Origin of the sequence: Psychrobacter sp. S1-30-MNA-CIBAN-0213, from assembly GCF_040309845.1 — a bacterium.
In the GTDB taxonomy this organism is placed as follows: Bacteria; Pseudomonadota; Gammaproteobacteria; order Pseudomonadales; family Moraxellaceae; genus Psychrobacter.
Map to the genome: position 1 here is coordinate 1 of NZ_JBEOPE010000011.1, position 16058 is coordinate 16058.

Consider the following 16058-nt stretch of genomic DNA (forward strand, 5'->3'; position numbering starts at 1 on the left):
TGGATGCAAAATGACTTATCCAAATTGTTTTATGATATTTGTCCAAGGCATAACATTTTTATTTTGAACTGACTATAGTAAAGAAAAAGAGGGTTAGAACCCCTCTCTTTAGAGGTTTGTCTGAAACTTTTATTAAGAGTATTTGAAAAATTGAATATAATGCGCTTACTAGAAGTGGAATAGCGGCTGTACCGATATCTATACTGTTGAATGAATATATCTCTGTATCTAACCAATAAATACAAATCAATAGTATTGCTGAAAATATAGGTATTAGTATATCCTTCTGCACAAATAGTGCTTGATCGTTGAGTATCTTAGGAAGTCTTTTAACTCTATTCATTAAATAGTCAATTACTTCTAAATAAGCAAGTACACAAAATATGATAGAAAATAATAAGATAAAGACTAACTTAAAGTTGTATACAGAGAATAATTCATGTACAGAAAAATTCGCTCTTAATGGAAAAAAGAAAACTACTAGAAGTACAATCACAATGGCGATTAATCTATGAAAAAACATTTGACTGTTGCTCCATGTCTTATATAGTGAATAATAATCAAAGTCTACACCTATCAAATCAAAATTAGGATAAATATCTGAGATTAGAAGCAATTCAAACTTACTGAATTGGATAAAAATCATCGGTTGTAGAGTATATAAGCGGTATATTGTCTCTAATTGTATACACAAACACTATTTTAGGTTTGATTTGTCCAATCATGGGAGTGTCAGTGATCGAGTTGAATAAAATTATTGAATGGCGCGGAGGGGTAATGCAGGTACCAAAAGATTCAATTATTGCTTAGATATGATTAGTCGATGTTACAAATACCCCCTGAAGGTGCAAATCCTTCTCTCGAACCAAATATAATACTAGCTAGTAGATAATGAATTCCACTGGCTTTTTTTGTTCTAAACGCAGTAAGTGCTTGAGTCTAAATAAATGTCATTTATCATAATACTTTTTCTCTTTAGGAATTTTTTCAACAGATTCTTCAAGTTGCTGCTGTAATTTCTCTGAGCCTTTCGAGTAGTTTATTCCTAATATTAACAAGATGCTTCCCATAAGTGCTGCAAGCATTATAAAGATATTCACTATTTTTTTCTTCTGGGAAGTTAGATAGAAATATGGCGACTTTGCTTGGTTCTACGGAGGGATTAATACTAGGGATTTGTGAAATTACAGAAAGAACAATACTTATTAAGAACATTGAAATCCCTGCTAGCATGATGAAAGTTGATCTACCGTGCACATGGGTGATTCTAGAAATAAATAGAATTCTATAATTCTCATCAAGCTATAACCTTGAGACTGCATAATCCCATTTTTGCCTCTCTTCATCATTTTTATTTTTTCTCGACTTTGAGTATTTTGCTAACCATTTATCCGTATGCGGCTTTAAGTAACCCGCCCCTAAGCTAACTAAAACACCAACAAAAATAACCCCAAACCACCAAGATATAGAGCTTATGTTGTTTAGAATCTCATGCATTGACTAAGTTCCTGATCATTATTAGTATTTTTTCTAGAAATATTCTACATTAGTTAGTAGTCAAAATGAATGAAAGCGAATTAATAATTAAAATACACTAATAAAAACAATATACTTATAATCATGAAAAGAACGCAAATCAACAATATTTTAATTTGATTAACTTTTCATGAGACTAACCATACTAAAAAAATGGCAGCACCCCAAAATGAAGCACTGCCATCATCTAAAAATCCAATTATAGAACCAAAAACCTAACCCTTTACATTTACCACATAACGCCCAACTGTCTTACTCGCCATAAAGCGATCTAAGTACTCAGGCGTTTGCTCTAGGGTAATTTCTTCGGCATAACTCTCAAGGTCGGGCAGTTTCATATCGGTTGAAACGCGTTCCCAAATAGCTTTTTTATCGTCCAGTGGAATATAGACCGAATCGATACCGAGTAGGGACACTGCTCTGGTGATAAAAGGTATGACTGTCATAGAAAACTCAGCGCCGCTCGCTAAGCCACAAGAAGTAACCGCACCGCCAGCTTTAGTTTGTTTGAGCAAATTGGCTAGATAATCGCCGCCAATAGTATCAATGGCGTTGGCCCACAGCTCGCGACCGGCAGGTTTGTTACCGACTTCATTGATGGTATCGCGATGACGGACTTCACTCGCGCCAAGCTCTTTTAGATAATCGCTTTGCTCGGGCTTACCAGAGAAGGCAATGATCTCATAACCTAGCTGACTCAAAATCGCGATACTGATACTACCGACACCGCCTGTTGCACCCGTGACGGCGACTGGTCCGTCTTCAGGCTTTGCGCCCATTTTCTCTAATTTCTGAATACTCAAAGCAGCCGTTAAGCCGCCCGTACCGTAAATCATGGCTTCTTTTAGCGTTAAAGATTCTGGACAGGATACCGCCCAATCGGCAGGGATAGAGATCATTTGGCTTAAGCCGCCATCCGTATCCATGCCCAAATCATAACCGAATACGACGACCTCTTGCCCTTCTTTAAAAGTGCCAGACTTGTCGCTAACCACGACGCCTGCCGCATCAATACCAGGAGTATGCGGATAGTTTCTAGTGATTCTCTTATTGCCCGAGGCTGACATCGCATCTTTGAAATTTAATGATGAATAATGCACTTCGATTAACAAATCATTCTCAGGTAAATCACTGACGTTGCGTTGTTGAATACTTTTTTTAAATTCACCGTCGCTGGTTTCTTCGACGACTAAGGCTTTAAAAGTTTGGTTAGACATGGTGAAATTCCTTATGGATTGCTAGTGAGGTTTATCTTTATAATCACTTTCACATGGGCATAGATGTCTATATCTAATCTATAGTCAATACTAAATAAAGTAGATACGTTATATTTTGACGCGAGAATGGTATAAATTTTTCTTGCTTGCTGTGCCTACGCAGACAGAGGCTACAAAAAATAAATACCAGTCTCACTGTATCTTTTTTTATATCGGACTCCCTTGATTAAGGCTTCAAAAGTACCTTACCTTTTTTGCCTGACTGCAACTTACCATCGACCGCTTTAGTGATATCGGCCAGATCAAAAGTTGCTTCAACCGGTAGTTTCAACTTGCCATCAACCGCGCATTCTATTAACTCATCAACCAAACGCTGCTTATTTGCCACGCTCATTTCTTGACTAATCTTACTACCCCAAAAGCCTTTGATAGTGGCTTGTTTGAAGATAATATGCGTTGGGTTAAGCGTCATTGGCTGACCTGACATAATACCGAACGATGCTAAGGTGCCATAATGACCTAACAATGATAGTAAATCACCACTGGCCTCACCACCGACAGAGTCTACTGCGGCGCTGATGCTGTCATCGCCTACGATTTTACGGACTTGATCTTTCCAGTCTTCGTCTGAGTTATTGATATTATTTTTAATGCCGAGTGCTTCTAATTCTTCTAACGCATCGCTACTGCGTACGACGTTGATTGTATTGACACCGCGCGCAGCAGCCAGCATAGCGAGTGACTTACCAACTGCACCGTTGGCAGCATTATGGATAATCCATTGACCGCTCTCTACTTCTAAGAATTCAAGCAACATCAAGGCACTAAGCGGCATGGCAATCAATTGTGCAGCCAACTCATCTTCTAAGCTGTCCGGTACTGGGAATATCATGCTGGCAGGCGCGGTAAAGTATTCAGCCCACGTCGCTTGGACGCTAGCTGCCGCAATACGCTGACCGACTTTTAGGTCTTTGACGTCACTACCAACGGCATCGATGATACCCAAGGCCTCAGAACCACCGATCGCTGGCAGTTCAGGTTTAAAGCCGTATTTGCCGCGAATGGTTAATAGATCATGGTTATGAATGGAGGCGAGTATGGTTTTGACTCGCACTTCATCTGCTTTTGGCTCTGGAATAGGGTTATCACCTAAGCTAAGTACTTCAGTCGGTTTGCCAAAAGTGTCATAAGTTGCGCTACGCATAATAAATCCTTTATTTGTTTTTGATTAATTAAGTATGATTAAGTGTAATAGGTGCTCTTAATAGAAAGAGCTTAATCAGCCATCAACAGTAACAAGTCTGGCTCATCAATCGCAATATTACTTTCGTTAAGTAACGTTGTCGCTTGCTCGCCATAGTGAAATCCTAACCATCTAGTTTGGTGTCTCATTAACCTGCGCTTTATCAACTTCTGTGTTCTTTATTTCAATTGCCTTGAACTTCACATCCACCATATTTGTTAATAGCGGCTCACCTTTGTCATTAATACGAAACAGTCCATACTCTGCTGCTTCATAAGCCTCAGCATGACCTTCTTGAAAGAAAAAAGCATTGGTCGCAAGCTTTAGCGAACCGTTACGAATGCGGTAATGAATTGCCATTTCATTAGCAGCCAAGGTGTCGCGTTGATTACTGTTAGCTAAGCGCACAAACTGTCCGACATTATTTTTATCTAACGTTACGATGACATAGCCGTCACGTGAAGTAGTGCCATATAAATTTTCTTCTGGATGATTCTCTAACGCATTGAATACTTTACGCTCGATAGCATAGCTGAGCGTCATATAATCACCCTGCATAAACCCGCGTGGATCGACAGGAGCCAGCTCAAGTAAGACGGTATCACCAGTGGCAAGATGGGTTTCGTATTTCGCTACATTAATAGTCATCATGACAATGATAATCAGCAGTCCTAATAACGCAACGCTAATGGTAAAGGGGCGTTTTTGCCACCACGGTAAAGGTTTCGCCAAAGGCTTTTGTACTACTAAATTATCGTTTGTGTCATTCATAACGCGCGCTCCTTACTACCAGAAAAGTAGCGCTTAACCAGCAGCCAACGCATCATTAGCAGACCGATTCCAATAATAAGCAGAGAGACAGATTTGAGCAGCAACGAAGTATCGAGCTGATAGTAATACCAAAATATATAGCCCACCAATGCGCAGACACCAAGACCTAAGAGCACGCGCTGGCTATTGGCAGTCGCAATAATGATGATAAAGCTGGTCGCTAATAAGCCTGATACGTAGACTGACATGATGCCTAAAATGATAATAGCGCTGGCGATTATAAGGCTTGCTGCTGATAGTAGTTTGATCTGATAGCGTCTAAGGATAAGGTAGGCCGCATAGAGACTGGCAAGTGTGAGCAGCCCTTGCGCTAGGAAGTAGTTATAGCTGGAGGTTTCATTACTATTTAGAAAACTATGGCCGTATTCAGCGGCGATAAAATAGACCGATATGCTGAGCAACATAATAGCGCTGGCATAGGCGACAGCTTTAGTAATAGCAAAAGCACTGGAGCGCCACTTAGTAGGTATGCGCTGCAACAAACTATAGCGTTGTAAATGATTGACGACAGTAATAAGTGCTAAGAGTCCTAAGCTAACTTCAGATATGGAATAAAAATTAAGTAGATAGACCATGCAGCCCAATGCTACGGTAGCGCTTAACAAGCGATAGAGAAAGTTTGGCATGACAATGGTCATTATTAGCTGAATCAATAAAAACAACCAAACACTGAATGGTTGCTCAAGCTCGTTACTGAGTAAAGCAAACATGATATATATCTGACCGACGATACTAATGGCAAACGCTAAACTGTTCATAAAAGTACTACGGCGGCTATGTTTGCTTTTAAATAACGCCAGCCCCGCTGCACTTAATAATGTACCGATGATAAAAAGCGCAATAGCGCTATCTAACGCCCCTGTTTGTTCCAATATTAAAGTTAAAAATCCAATGAAGAACAGACTGGCAAGTAAACCACTCAAACCAAAAAACAGATGGATAAACCATGGCGTGTCATCGTAAGGTTCAGTTTTATTCTCAACAGAAGTGGTATTAATTAACCCATGTTGTTGCAATTGTACAAAGATATCATTCGAGTGCTTGCTATTCATGACCGCCTCCTTTTAATGAGTGAGGCTCAAACTTTCTAGTACTTAAACTTGCCACCTTACGCAGCCACATTACCGCCATAGAACTCATCCCGATTAGCAATAACGCTAAAACTAAAAAGCCACCAGCATCAAAATCATCTAGCACCAGCTTAGCTGTCCAAAACATCACTACAACGATGATAGAAAAACAAAGATAAGTCAGCATCAGCAAGTCAGTACGACGCTTACAAAACCGCCAATAGATAAATCCGCACCAGCTTGCCCATAACAGTAAAGATATGAGCGTGGTCAGAATACGAGTACTTTTAACATAACCATCGTCAAAGACCGTAACAATCGCTAGATGGGTTATAAAATAAGTATTGAGCAAACCGACAATATAGGTGCTCCAATGCAGCTTAGATTGGGTTTCGGTGTTGTCTTTAGAGTTGGCGAGTTCTAAGTCGTTTGTGCTAACGATGGCAGCGTGAGTATTGGATTTATTAATAGAGATTTTATTGACAGGGAGTTTATTTTCAACACAGACTAGCCATAATTTAAATGCTATAAAGTTCACTAGCGCCAATATTGCTAACTGAAAAATACTTTGATAGTTGTAGTCGATAAATAGGAAATCTGCGATATCTAAGTAGAGGATTAGAGAGGCATTAATTAACCCTAGCCATAGTAGCCACAGCGCAGGCAAGCGTGCGATAAGAACCCACGGAATAATCAATAATGCCCAGCTAAAAAACAGCTGCCACGTATCTGCGCCCGTCTGATACACCTGCCCAAATAGTGCCAGCAAACTGCCAGTAATCACGCTAGCAATAAGCAGTAATAACTGCCTGATAAACGTAAACCTGTGCCTAAAAGAGAGTAGGACGTAGAGTGTGATAGTAATAACCAATGCGCCTTCGACTAGGGCAAATTTACCCATCTTGCCCATATGTAGCCAGTTATAGGCGATAAAAAACACTAGTGACAATAAGAGTGCCACGACGCCGATAACTAATAGAGTCTTATCAAAAAAAGCCAGCCACGAGCGTTTGGTTGGAAATACTTCTAGATGAGTCGCTGCTGTATCTGCATGCTCTAGGGGAAGGCTACCTTGATTGAGCAAGTGCTCGATGGTACGTCGCAATTGAGTCATAGCGCTCTCTACATAAAAACAGTATGTAGTCTATCTTAGCTGTTTTTATCAGGTGAGAGTACGTTTAGTAGAGTTAAGAATGAGAGATAGCTCAATAAAACTCAATCCGACTAAGTACATGCTCCTGCACAAAGTATGCGCAGACGTACGCACTGGGCCACGCAAATACAAAGGCCAATCCCCACGAGTGCATTAGCTCTGTAAAGAAACCATCTATAAAGCCTACTTTGACCAATATCAACGCAGTCGAGATAATGAGCGACATCATCAGTGCCATAAGACCAGTAAAGATTAGCCGATAGTATTTGCGGCGAGTACGTATTCTAATAGTAGGTAGTTTTGCCATAATATTATCTAGTCCTACATGAAAAAGTCATGCTCAAATAATAATATCAGCATGACTTTGTCATTCGGTAAAGGGTTGAGTAAAGCATTATTCTTAATCTTATTAGCGGCTATGATATAGAGTATAGAGCTATTGATAAAACGATTATTAGCAATTATAAGTTTTGCTATATCTTAATAATAATGACCATCTCTTTAAAAAGCTCAATTTAGGCAGTCGGTTTTGCTACGATAAACAAGGTTATAACAAACAAATAAGGCAATGACATGGATGCTCAACAGCAACGAGATTCTCTACAAAAAACATTAGGCATCATCGGCGGTATGAGCTGGGAGAGTACCGAAAGCTATTATCGCTTGATTAATGAAGGTATAAAAGCTGAGTTGGGTAACCTACATTCAGCAGATTTACTGATTCATAGTGTCGACTTTGCACCAATTAATAAGTTGCAGGCGCAAGGTGCATGGGATGAAATGGGCGCGATAATAGCGAGTAGCGCTAAGCGCTTGCAAGCAGCTGGCGCACAAGGGTTGCTTATCGCCACGAATACCATGCATAAAGTAGTGGATGAGGTACAAGCTGCAACTGGCTTACCTATTATTCATATTGCAGATGTCACGGCTACTGCAATTAAACAAAAAGGTCTGACCAAGATAGCGCTATTGGGTACGCAGTTTACGATGACCCAAGACTTCTACAAGCAGCGTCTAATAGATGCAGGCTTGCAAGTTTTGATACCAGATACAGATGCGCAGCAAGAGATTCACAGAGTCATCAATGAGGAGCTATGCCAAGGGCAATTTCTTGATAGCTCACGTCAGTATTATAGCCAAGTGATTCAAGACTTAGCGAATGAAGGAGCAGAGGGTGTGATATTAGGCTGTACCGAAATTGGGCTACTTATCAAGCAAGAAGACAGCTCAATTCCGGTATTTGATACTACAGCGATTCATGCAGCGGCGGCGGTAGAATTTTTATTGGATAATGCAAAGTCGAGTCCAAGATAGAACTAGGTTAGGTATTCGTAGTAATAGGTAAATATTGTGAAAAAATTACTCGCCATACCAATGAGCAAAAGCCGCCAAGCCAAGTTAAGTTAAGATTGTATATAAACCAAGCTATGATCGTTTATTCTTTCTTATCATACGGTGTCTATGAAGTCGCCTCTGCAATCGTCGATGCAACCTTGCGATACGGCGTAAAGGTGACAGTTTCCACACAGTCGTTGGTACAATATCACGAAACGACGCACTGGTGCTCGAATGCGCGCGAAACTCCTCAGACCTTTGCGCGGCCTCTTCTGCGGTCAAGTGTTTACCTTTGCGCCATCCGCCATACAGATATAGTCCTGCGCCCATCACAGCAGTGGCTACCATGCCCGCTGGAAACGATAACCAAAGTGCATCGGTTCCGAGTAGGGGATAAAGCCCGAAAGCAAATCCAAGACGCACTGGGTACATGGAAATCACCATGACGATCAGCGGCCAAATTACATAGCCGTTAGCACGCATGGTGCCGAACAGCACTTGCGCGATCCCAAAAAATACAAAACCCCATGTCGCCATTAACTGAATATGCCGCCCAATCGGCACCGCTTCACTGTCACTACCAAGGAACAGGCTCAAAATAGTTTCATCAAAAATGCTCAGCACCCCGATGATCGCTCCCGTCAGCATCACGTTAAAGATGAGTCCCCAGCGGGTGATTCCTGCAACTCTACTCCATTGGTTGGCACCGATGTTCTGTGCGACCATCGCACTGGCTGCGGCACTTAGCGCCATTGCAGGCATCTGCACGTAGGTCCAAAGCTGTTGGGTCGCGCTATAAGCCGCTGTCGTCTGTACCCCCTCGCGGTTGATCAGTGACAGCATAGTTAATGCCGCCGAAGAGATAACGATCATCTGAGTGCCCATCGGCAACCCCTTCGAGAACATCGACTTCAGGATTTCTCGGTCTGCGCGCAAAAAGCGTAGCTCTGGCAACCTAAGTGTCAGCACAGAGCCACGCCAGTACAGGGTTACGACCATGCCAATAAGCGCTAGTGTGTTTGCGACGGCGGTTGCGAATGCCGAGCCAAATATACCCCATTCGGGAAAGGGTCCTAGACCCAAAATCAGCGTCGGCGTCAAAATCAGGTCAATAACGACTGATATAATGATAAACCAAAGCGGCGTCGTAGAATCGCCCGTTCCGCGCAGTGCCATCATCATTAGCGTAAAGGTCAGTGTGACGGGCATCGCAATGAAAATCATCCGCAGATACGTCAAGGCAAGTTCGACCGCGCTTGGCGGCGTACCAAGTAAATCAAGTAACATTGGGGCAAATATCCACCCTCCTGCCGACACCAATATACTTATCGGAATAATGCTACCCAGCGCCGTTCCCATGGTTTTCTTGACCATGGTGTCGTCACGGCGGCCCATTGCTTGACCAATCAAGATAGTAGAAGCCATGCCAAAACCGAAAACGAAGGATATCAGGATAAACATCAAGATGTTGCCGTTCGCCGTCGCTGCCAACGCCTCTTCACCTAAAAATCGACCCACCCAGACGGCATTGATCGAGCCGTTTAACGACTGTAATGCCGATGATCCAAGTGTTGGCAATGCAAACAGGAGCATCGTTTTGGCAATCGACCCTTCGGTGAGGTCACGTTGTTTACCAATGGCGGTATTTGTTTTACTCAATGTTTATCCTTTTGCGCTAGACCTTTAATTTGGGGCTGATTAAACGAAAGCGCTTATCATAAACCAGAAAGCTTGTGCCGTCTTTATTAGAGCTGTAAACCCTTAACGAGCTTTATGATTATTTGACTATCATTTTTGGTGGTGTTCTAAAAAGTATGCTGGCGATAAAAGTCAATAAGAAATCTATGCTAAGTTCTCTGATTGTATAGGGCTTTCAAGGCTTCAAGAATTGTTCAAATTTTAATCAGCATACTTTTTGACACACTACCTCATTTTTTATGTGATTGTCATACCGTTTAGACGGGAGGATAATTGCTATGATTGACAAAAATCTATCTCATTTTCATCACCATTATCAAAATGAGGACACGCCCTAGAGTTATGTTTTTCAATTCATTCTGCCAGCTGCTAACAAGGAAGTATCGATGCTATTAAAACGCTTATGCCTTGCCGCACTATTCAGTTTTTCAGTCGTCGGCTGTACCACCGCGCCCAATACCTTAGCCATAACTACCACACAAAAGCTTATCCAGTATGAACGCTCAAAATCAGACCTAACGACTAAATCATTTATGCTATCCTCAGGCGATACAATGGTCTATGCAGAAAACGGCAACGTCGCTGGCGAGCCTTTATTGCTGATTCATGGTTTTGGCGGTAATAAAGACAACTTTACTCGCATCGCTGATGAGTTGGAGCGTTATCATCTACTTATCCCAGACTTGCTCGGTTTTGGCGACTCTAGCAAACCGACGGCGGCTGATTACCGCGCGGACGCGCAAGCCGTGCGCTTACATGAGCTACTGCAAGCCAAAGGTGTGGCAGCCAATATTCATGTCGGCGGTAATTCGATGGGCGGCGCTATCAGTGTCGCTTACGCCGCGAAGTACCCCAATGAGGTCAAAAGCTTATGGCTGGTCGATAGTGCAGGATTTTGGTCAGCAGGCGTGCCTAAATCGCTTGAAAGCGCTACTCTTGAGAACAACCCTTTGCTGATCAATAGCAAAGAAGATTTTTATAATATGTATGACTTTGTCATGTACAAGCCGCCTTATATTCCAAAATCAGTCAAAGCGGTCTTTGCACAAGAGCGCCTTGCTAATAAAGCGTTAGAATCCAAAATACTAGAGCAAATCGTCACCGACAATGTCGAAGAACGCGCCAAAGTCATCGCTGAATATAATATTCCGACGTTGGTAGTTTGGGGTGAAGAGGACAACGTCATAAAGCCTGAAACCGCTGAGCTAATGATTGATATCATGCCGCAAGCCAAAGTGATTATGATGCCAAAAGTTGGTCATGTGCCGATGGTAGAAGCGGTAAAAGAAACGGCGAAGGATTATAAAGAGTTTCGTGCAAAGCTTCACGATTAATAAGTTATAGTTCCTTTACCAGTCGCTCTAGCAATTCAATCGTACTCTCTTGTCTGACCAAAGTTACTCCTTGTCCTGCCCATAAAGACTGATGTTCTGCATCGAAGTTTTTAGTCGCATGAGCACGTAAAACTTTGGTCATAGCATTTAATTGTGGATAGGGTGGTAGCTTATGAGCACTCTCAAATTGGCCAAAATCATGCAAATAATCATTTAATAAACCGCGTGCCTGCTTACCTGAAAACAGTCTTGTTAAGCGTGTCTCAGCACTGCGATTATCTTGACTGGCATCGAGTAGCGCTTGTTTATAAATGTCATTAATACTGCATTTATCTGTAGTCAAAAATGCAGTCCCTATTTGCGCAAGCTCAGCACCTGCTGTTTGAATTGCTTTGATGGCTTGCCCAGTCATAATCCCACCCGCAGCGATTAACGGAATATCGGTACAAGCGCGCGTTTGGCTAATCAAGGTCAATAATCCCATTGGATCGCTTGCGCTTTGTGGCAACCAACCACCGCGATGGCCACCAGCTTCTACCCCTTGTACGCATACTGCATCTGCGCCAATCTCTGCCCATGCTTTCGCTTCCAATGGATGATTGGCAGTACCGATGACGCGTGTACCTAGACTCTGTAAATGCTGAACTTGCTCAGCGCTAATAATACCAAAGGTGAAACTGGCGACAAGAACTGGATTGTCATAGAGCACTTGTAGCTGGTCTGCGAACCTAAGCGCTGGGCGTGCAGGTAACTCTATTTCAATATTTTGCTGTTGATAATACTGGTTTAGCCAAGTAGGAATGGATGTATCAAAGGTATTGGAGTCATGCTCCGATAACACCATCAGATTGATCATAAAAGGGCGGTCGGTAAGCGATTTAATGGTGTTAATTTGCTTATCCAAAACATCTGGCGCCGTCGTGCCAGACCCCAATGATCCCAATCCGCCGAAGTTACTGACCGTCACCGCCAGCTCAGGTGTGGTCGCTCCTGCCATCGGTGCTTGCACGATAGGGTAGGTTAAATTAAAGGTATTCAGTAAGGTCATGACGGGCTTCCTTTTTATTTTATTAGGCGTTTTACATGACTTACTTTAACAAAGCTGGACGGCTTGCATGTTAGATAATGTGTATTTAGTTGCTGAATGGAAAAGGTGAGTTTTGACTACAAGTTTGTAGTTAAAATAGTTGACTATAGAACTGTAGTTAAGAGCTATTAACTCATATACTTGATGTTGTTAAAGTATCTAACCAAAGAAAGTTGAAGTAAATAATGAATAAAATCTCTCAAATTACTCGGCGTGACATATTTGATATCTTAAGAATAGAAGATATATGGTGGGCAGGAAAGCTAGATGAAACGGAATTCTTATCTAGGCTTTATGATTTAGAAAGTATGCCTTCGACAGACCCCAGATTTTCGAACGCAGCAGACGATATCTGGCAACACAGGTTCAATAACTATGATTGGGAAGACAATTGGATCTTTACTGATGAAAGATTTGATTTATTGAAATGTGAAGATGCGGCTTTTCTGAATTTCTTATGCGAAATGATACATCCAGTTGTAAGGGTCAATGCGTATGAAGTCGATAAGCTACATAAAATGTTTAATGAAAGTCTTACCAATGATGATTTTGAAATTGTTGAGAGGACACGAATATCTAACAAACCAGTTTTTAGTGGAAGGGTAAAGTTCACAGGTAAAACCTCCATTGAAAAAAAAGGTAACGAAATCAAAATTATTTTTAATGCTGACTATGTTTCCCAGCAGATTAATCTAATGGAATCATCAATTGAAACTTCTCCTTATCAGGCTATAGGAATAGCGAAAGAGTTGATTGAAACTGCCTGTAAATCAATATTCAAAAGTAGGCAAGAAGAATGCAATAAAAACTGGGACTTATTTAAATTGATGAGAGAGACTACAAAGCTGCTTAAACTTACGCCTGATAATATATCTAACGAAGCAAAAGCAGCGAGTTCAATAAGACAAATTTTAGGCAGCTTATCCTCTGTAGTTCAAGGAATTGCAGAAGTTAGAAATGAATATGGCAGTGGTCATGGCAAAGATAGTGGGTTTAAAGGTTTACAACCTAGGCACGCTAAGTTAGCAGTCGGAGCAGCCTCTACTTTAGCTATATATTTATTGGAAACACATGAAATTAGAAAAGATAATTAAAACTTAGCAGCTAAAGTAATTATGCTTATTCAAAAGAAAAAATAGGTAAGCCCCCAAACCATCAAAACGATGATTAAGAAAACTGACCTATTTTTATAAACTAATTACTTAGCCTAAACGCTTAGTTCAACTGCAATGAACCTTTCGCATTCATTAGCAGCTCAACCACGTCATCACCACTGATGACGGTAAAGCGCTTATCAATGGCTGACTCTTCCACACCGCTGTGCTTCATACATGCACTGCAGACCAATACTTGTCCACCTTTTTCAATAAAGTTTTCTAGCAAATCCTTAGCAGGGTCAAACGGTGCGCCGATATCGACGTTATCCAAAGCATTAGGCAATGCTAGGTGTACCGCGTCTACCATCAGTATAACGGATGCAGAGTGACCTTTTTTAAGCGCGACACCTGCCATGGTAAAGGCTAAAGTAATTTTGCTTGGGTTTGATTCACTATTATCAAATAGCGTACCAACGTAATCCGTATTATTAATCATTTTATTTTCCTTATTAGACTGTGTTTATTTAGATGACATTTAATTAGATAGTATTCAATTGAATATTCTACTCACTAATATCCTAACACTTATTATACGTATTTGTATAATGTAATGTTGTGGAATGGTAGTCTTAAGGTTAACTGGCTGTGACAGATTATCAAAAATAAATTTACAGTTAGCCTAACCTAAAGGCGGCCACGGACGGTCATTATCACTCTCAATCCACTCGGCTACATAGCCAGTCGGCGGCATATTCCAATCAGATTTACCCATCGCATCCAGCACTTCTTGAGTTTCAATCACGCGTCCTTTGCTAGTGACGCCTGTCCGTAGTAGGGCAGACGAGCAGGGCTTGCCTTTGACCCACATTGATTGTTCCACGTAGATCCAGCGCTCATCAATAGCAGCCACGTGCGTCTTAATCGTAACCTTATCAAAGGCGCGAATACGTTTGCGATATTGTACGGTGCTACCAGCTACAACCAGCCCCCAGCGCTTATGCAGCAATTGTTTGCCAAGACCAGTACGAATGGCAAAGTCAGTACGTCCCAAATCGAATAACGTCAGCACGCGACCATTATTCATCTCTAAAAAATTATCAATGTCCGTCAAGCTACAGCGAATCTCAATCTCGCTGGTATCTGCTAAGTCTAGTTGATCGCCTTTCCTGTTAGCGATGACAGCCTTAGTGATAGATTTAGCATAACGAAAAAATGGATACATGACAGACTCTCAATAGTTTAAGGATTAGGGTTATGGTTTATTAGATTATTATTCATTGGAAGCATTGTTAGGTGAAGCGTTTTCAGGTGAAACATTATCAAGTGAAATATCGTTAGACGGAATGCCAATTGAGTGAAAAAAGGCGCTAACGGTTTCAGGTATCCAATTGATATCGAATTTTGAGGTCTTGGTTTTTTTACCATTCTTTTTCGATTGCTTAGAGCTGGATTTCACGGTGTCAGCCTGTTTGCTAGCTGAGCGATAACGCAGGTAACCAATATGCCCACCATGGTCGGTATCAAGGATAGTGACGCTATCAGACACATCGCCTTGAGTGGCGGTAAAGCCAATAAAGGGATCGTCTTTGGCACTAATCAGCAGTAGCGGATGGGTGACATTTATTAAGTAGGGTAGAGCCGATGAGGAGTGGTAATAGTCGTTTTTGGAGCGATAGCCATGACGCGGCGCGGTAAAGATATTATCAAAGTCACTGATACGATTGACCGACTTGATAGAGGCAATTTCCTCTTCGCTTATGTCATTTGATAAAGCTTTTTTGATAATTGGATTGAGCAAATATGGCGTATAAATACGATGACTCAAGAAGCTATGCATACTTAGAGCAGCTGACGACATATCGACAGGAGCGGAGATGACCACGGCACCCTCGCATAGCGCTTCATCACCATATTCGCCCATATATTTTGCCAGCGCATTACCGCCTAGGGAGACGCCTACCGCATAGATATGAGCATATTGCTCACGTAAATTCTGCAGCATGTGATGCACCTCTTCAGTGTCACCGGCATTATAAAAGACGCGTCCGTTAGCTGGAATACCGCCACAACTGCGAAAGTGTGCCACTACAAAGTGCCAGCCATCGCGATGCATTTGATACGCCAATGCGCGCGCATAATGGCTATCACTACTGCCTTCCATTCCGTGGAATAGCACGACTAAAGGTGTTTGCTCAAGCGTACCATCGTCAGTTGCCTCTATTGGATGCGCATCGTAGAAGTCATAAGCAATGTCCGTCTCACACAACGAGTCTTGCTTGAGTGCTCGGCGATAATTTGGCACTTCTGGTGCAAAAAACTTAGGCAAGATACTTTGCAGGTGTGGATTAGTCAGCCAAAATGGTGGCTTAAAAGGAGTGGGTGCAAACGGTTTTGGGGGGGTTGAAGACTTTGCGCTCTTTGAAGGTTTTGAAGTTGTCATAAATTAATCTTATTAGG

Annotated in this window: 15 protein-coding genes; 3 read left to right on the top strand and 12 right to left on the bottom strand. The window is 41.8% G+C overall.

Annotated features, from left to right (window positions below; all coding sequences use genetic code 11):
- Nucleotides 1-1302: 1302 nt before the first annotated feature.
- The 7 genes from AAEY87_RS10525 to AAEY87_RS10555 all read right to left on the bottom strand — a co-directional run bounded on the left by AAEY87_RS10525 (nucleotide 1303) and on the right by AAEY87_RS10555 (nucleotide 7357).
- The gene (locus AAEY87_RS10525) at nucleotides 1303-1497 is read right to left on the bottom strand and encodes a hypothetical protein (protein ID WP_350657129.1); all 195 of its coding nucleotides are present in this window, start codon (nucleotides 1495-1497) and stop codon (nucleotides 1303-1305) included.
- Nucleotides 1498-1751: 254 nt separating this feature from the next.
- On the bottom strand, nucleotides 1752-2753 hold the full coding sequence (locus AAEY87_RS10530) for an oxidoreductase (protein ID WP_350657130.1): 1002 nt from the start codon (nucleotides 2751-2753) through the stop codon (nucleotides 1752-1754).
- Between the two features lie 226 nt (nucleotides 2754-2979).
- A complete protein-coding gene (locus tag AAEY87_RS10535; RefSeq protein WP_350657131.1) occupies nucleotides 2980-3957 on the bottom strand; it encodes a zinc-binding dehydrogenase in 978 nt (325 codons plus the stop codon).
- A 171-nt stretch (nucleotides 3958-4128) separates the two neighbouring features.
- Nucleotides 4129-4767 carry a GDYXXLXY domain-containing protein gene (locus tag AAEY87_RS10540; protein ID WP_350657132.1) on the bottom strand — a complete coding sequence of 213 codons (639 nt, stop codon included), beginning with the start codon at nucleotides 4765-4767 and terminating at the stop codon, nucleotides 4129-4131.
- The gene (locus AAEY87_RS10545) at nucleotides 4764-5879 is read right to left on the bottom strand and encodes a DUF4401 domain-containing protein (RefSeq protein WP_350657133.1); all 1116 of its coding nucleotides are present in this window, start codon (nucleotides 5877-5879) and stop codon (nucleotides 4764-4766) included. The genes AAEY87_RS10540 and AAEY87_RS10545 overlap by 4 nt, the downstream gene beginning before the upstream one ends.
- Nucleotides 5872-7011, bottom strand: coding sequence for a DUF2157 domain-containing protein (locus tag AAEY87_RS10550; protein WP_350657134.1), 1140 nt, complete (start codon nucleotides 7009-7011; stop codon nucleotides 5872-5874). The genes AAEY87_RS10545 and AAEY87_RS10550 overlap by 8 nt, the downstream gene beginning before the upstream one ends.
- Nucleotides 7012-7102: 91 nt before the next feature.
- A complete protein-coding gene (locus AAEY87_RS10555; RefSeq protein ID WP_068033581.1) occupies nucleotides 7103-7357 on the bottom strand; it encodes a DUF2798 domain-containing protein in 255 nt (84 codons plus the stop codon).
- Between the two features lie 266 nt (nucleotides 7358-7623).
- On the opposite strand from AAEY87_RS10555, the gene AAEY87_RS10560 reads away from it, so the two are divergent.
- Nucleotides 7624-8364 (top strand): aspartate/glutamate racemase family protein, encoded by a 741-nt coding sequence (locus tag AAEY87_RS10560; protein ID WP_350657135.1) that lies wholly within the window; start codon nucleotides 7624-7626, stop codon nucleotides 8362-8364.
- A gap of 111 nt (nucleotides 8365-8475) precedes the next feature.
- Here AAEY87_RS10560 and AAEY87_RS10565 read toward each other — a convergent pair whose 3' ends face one another.
- Nucleotides 8476-10044, bottom strand: coding sequence for an MATE family efflux transporter (locus tag AAEY87_RS10565; RefSeq protein WP_350657136.1), 1569 nt, complete (start codon nucleotides 10042-10044; stop codon nucleotides 8476-8478).
- Between the two features lie 425 nt (nucleotides 10045-10469).
- Here AAEY87_RS10565 and AAEY87_RS10570 point away from each other — a divergent pair, with 425 nt between their 5' ends.
- Nucleotides 10470-11417 carry an alpha/beta fold hydrolase gene (locus tag AAEY87_RS10570; RefSeq protein WP_350657138.1) on the top strand — a complete coding sequence of 316 codons (948 nt, stop codon included), beginning with the start codon at nucleotides 10470-10472 and terminating at the stop codon, nucleotides 11415-11417.
- A gap of 4 nt (nucleotides 11418-11421) precedes the next feature.
- On the opposite strand, the gene AAEY87_RS10575 is transcribed toward AAEY87_RS10570, so the two are convergent.
- Complete coding sequence (locus tag AAEY87_RS10575; RefSeq protein ID WP_350657139.1) at nucleotides 11422-12465, bottom strand: NAD(P)H-dependent flavin oxidoreductase; 1044 nt, start codon at nucleotides 12463-12465, stop codon at nucleotides 11422-11424.
- A 224-nt stretch (nucleotides 12466-12689) separates the two neighbouring features.
- Here AAEY87_RS10575 and AAEY87_RS10580 point away from each other — a divergent pair, with 224 nt between their 5' ends.
- Entirely contained in the window at nucleotides 12690-13598 is a 909-nt protein-coding gene (locus AAEY87_RS10580; RefSeq protein WP_350657140.1) for an abortive infection family protein, read from the top strand.
- 121 nt (nucleotides 13599-13719) lie between these two features.
- Here AAEY87_RS10580 and AAEY87_RS10585 read toward each other — a convergent pair whose 3' ends face one another.
- From AAEY87_RS10585 to AAEY87_RS10595, 3 genes are all read right to left on the bottom strand, one after another.
- Nucleotides 13720-14097, bottom strand: coding sequence for a DsrE family protein (locus AAEY87_RS10585; RefSeq protein ID WP_350657141.1), 378 nt, complete (start codon nucleotides 14095-14097; stop codon nucleotides 13720-13722).
- A gap of 183 nt (nucleotides 14098-14280) precedes the next feature.
- On the bottom strand, nucleotides 14281-14823 hold the full coding sequence (locus AAEY87_RS10590) for an acyl-CoA thioesterase (RefSeq protein ID WP_350657142.1): 543 nt from the start codon (nucleotides 14821-14823) through the stop codon (nucleotides 14281-14283).
- Between the two features lie 48 nt (nucleotides 14824-14871).
- Complete coding sequence (locus AAEY87_RS10595) at nucleotides 14872-16041, bottom strand: YheT family hydrolase (protein ID WP_350657143.1); 1170 nt, start codon at nucleotides 16039-16041, stop codon at nucleotides 14872-14874.
- Between the last annotated feature and the right edge of the window lie 17 nt (nucleotides 16042-16058).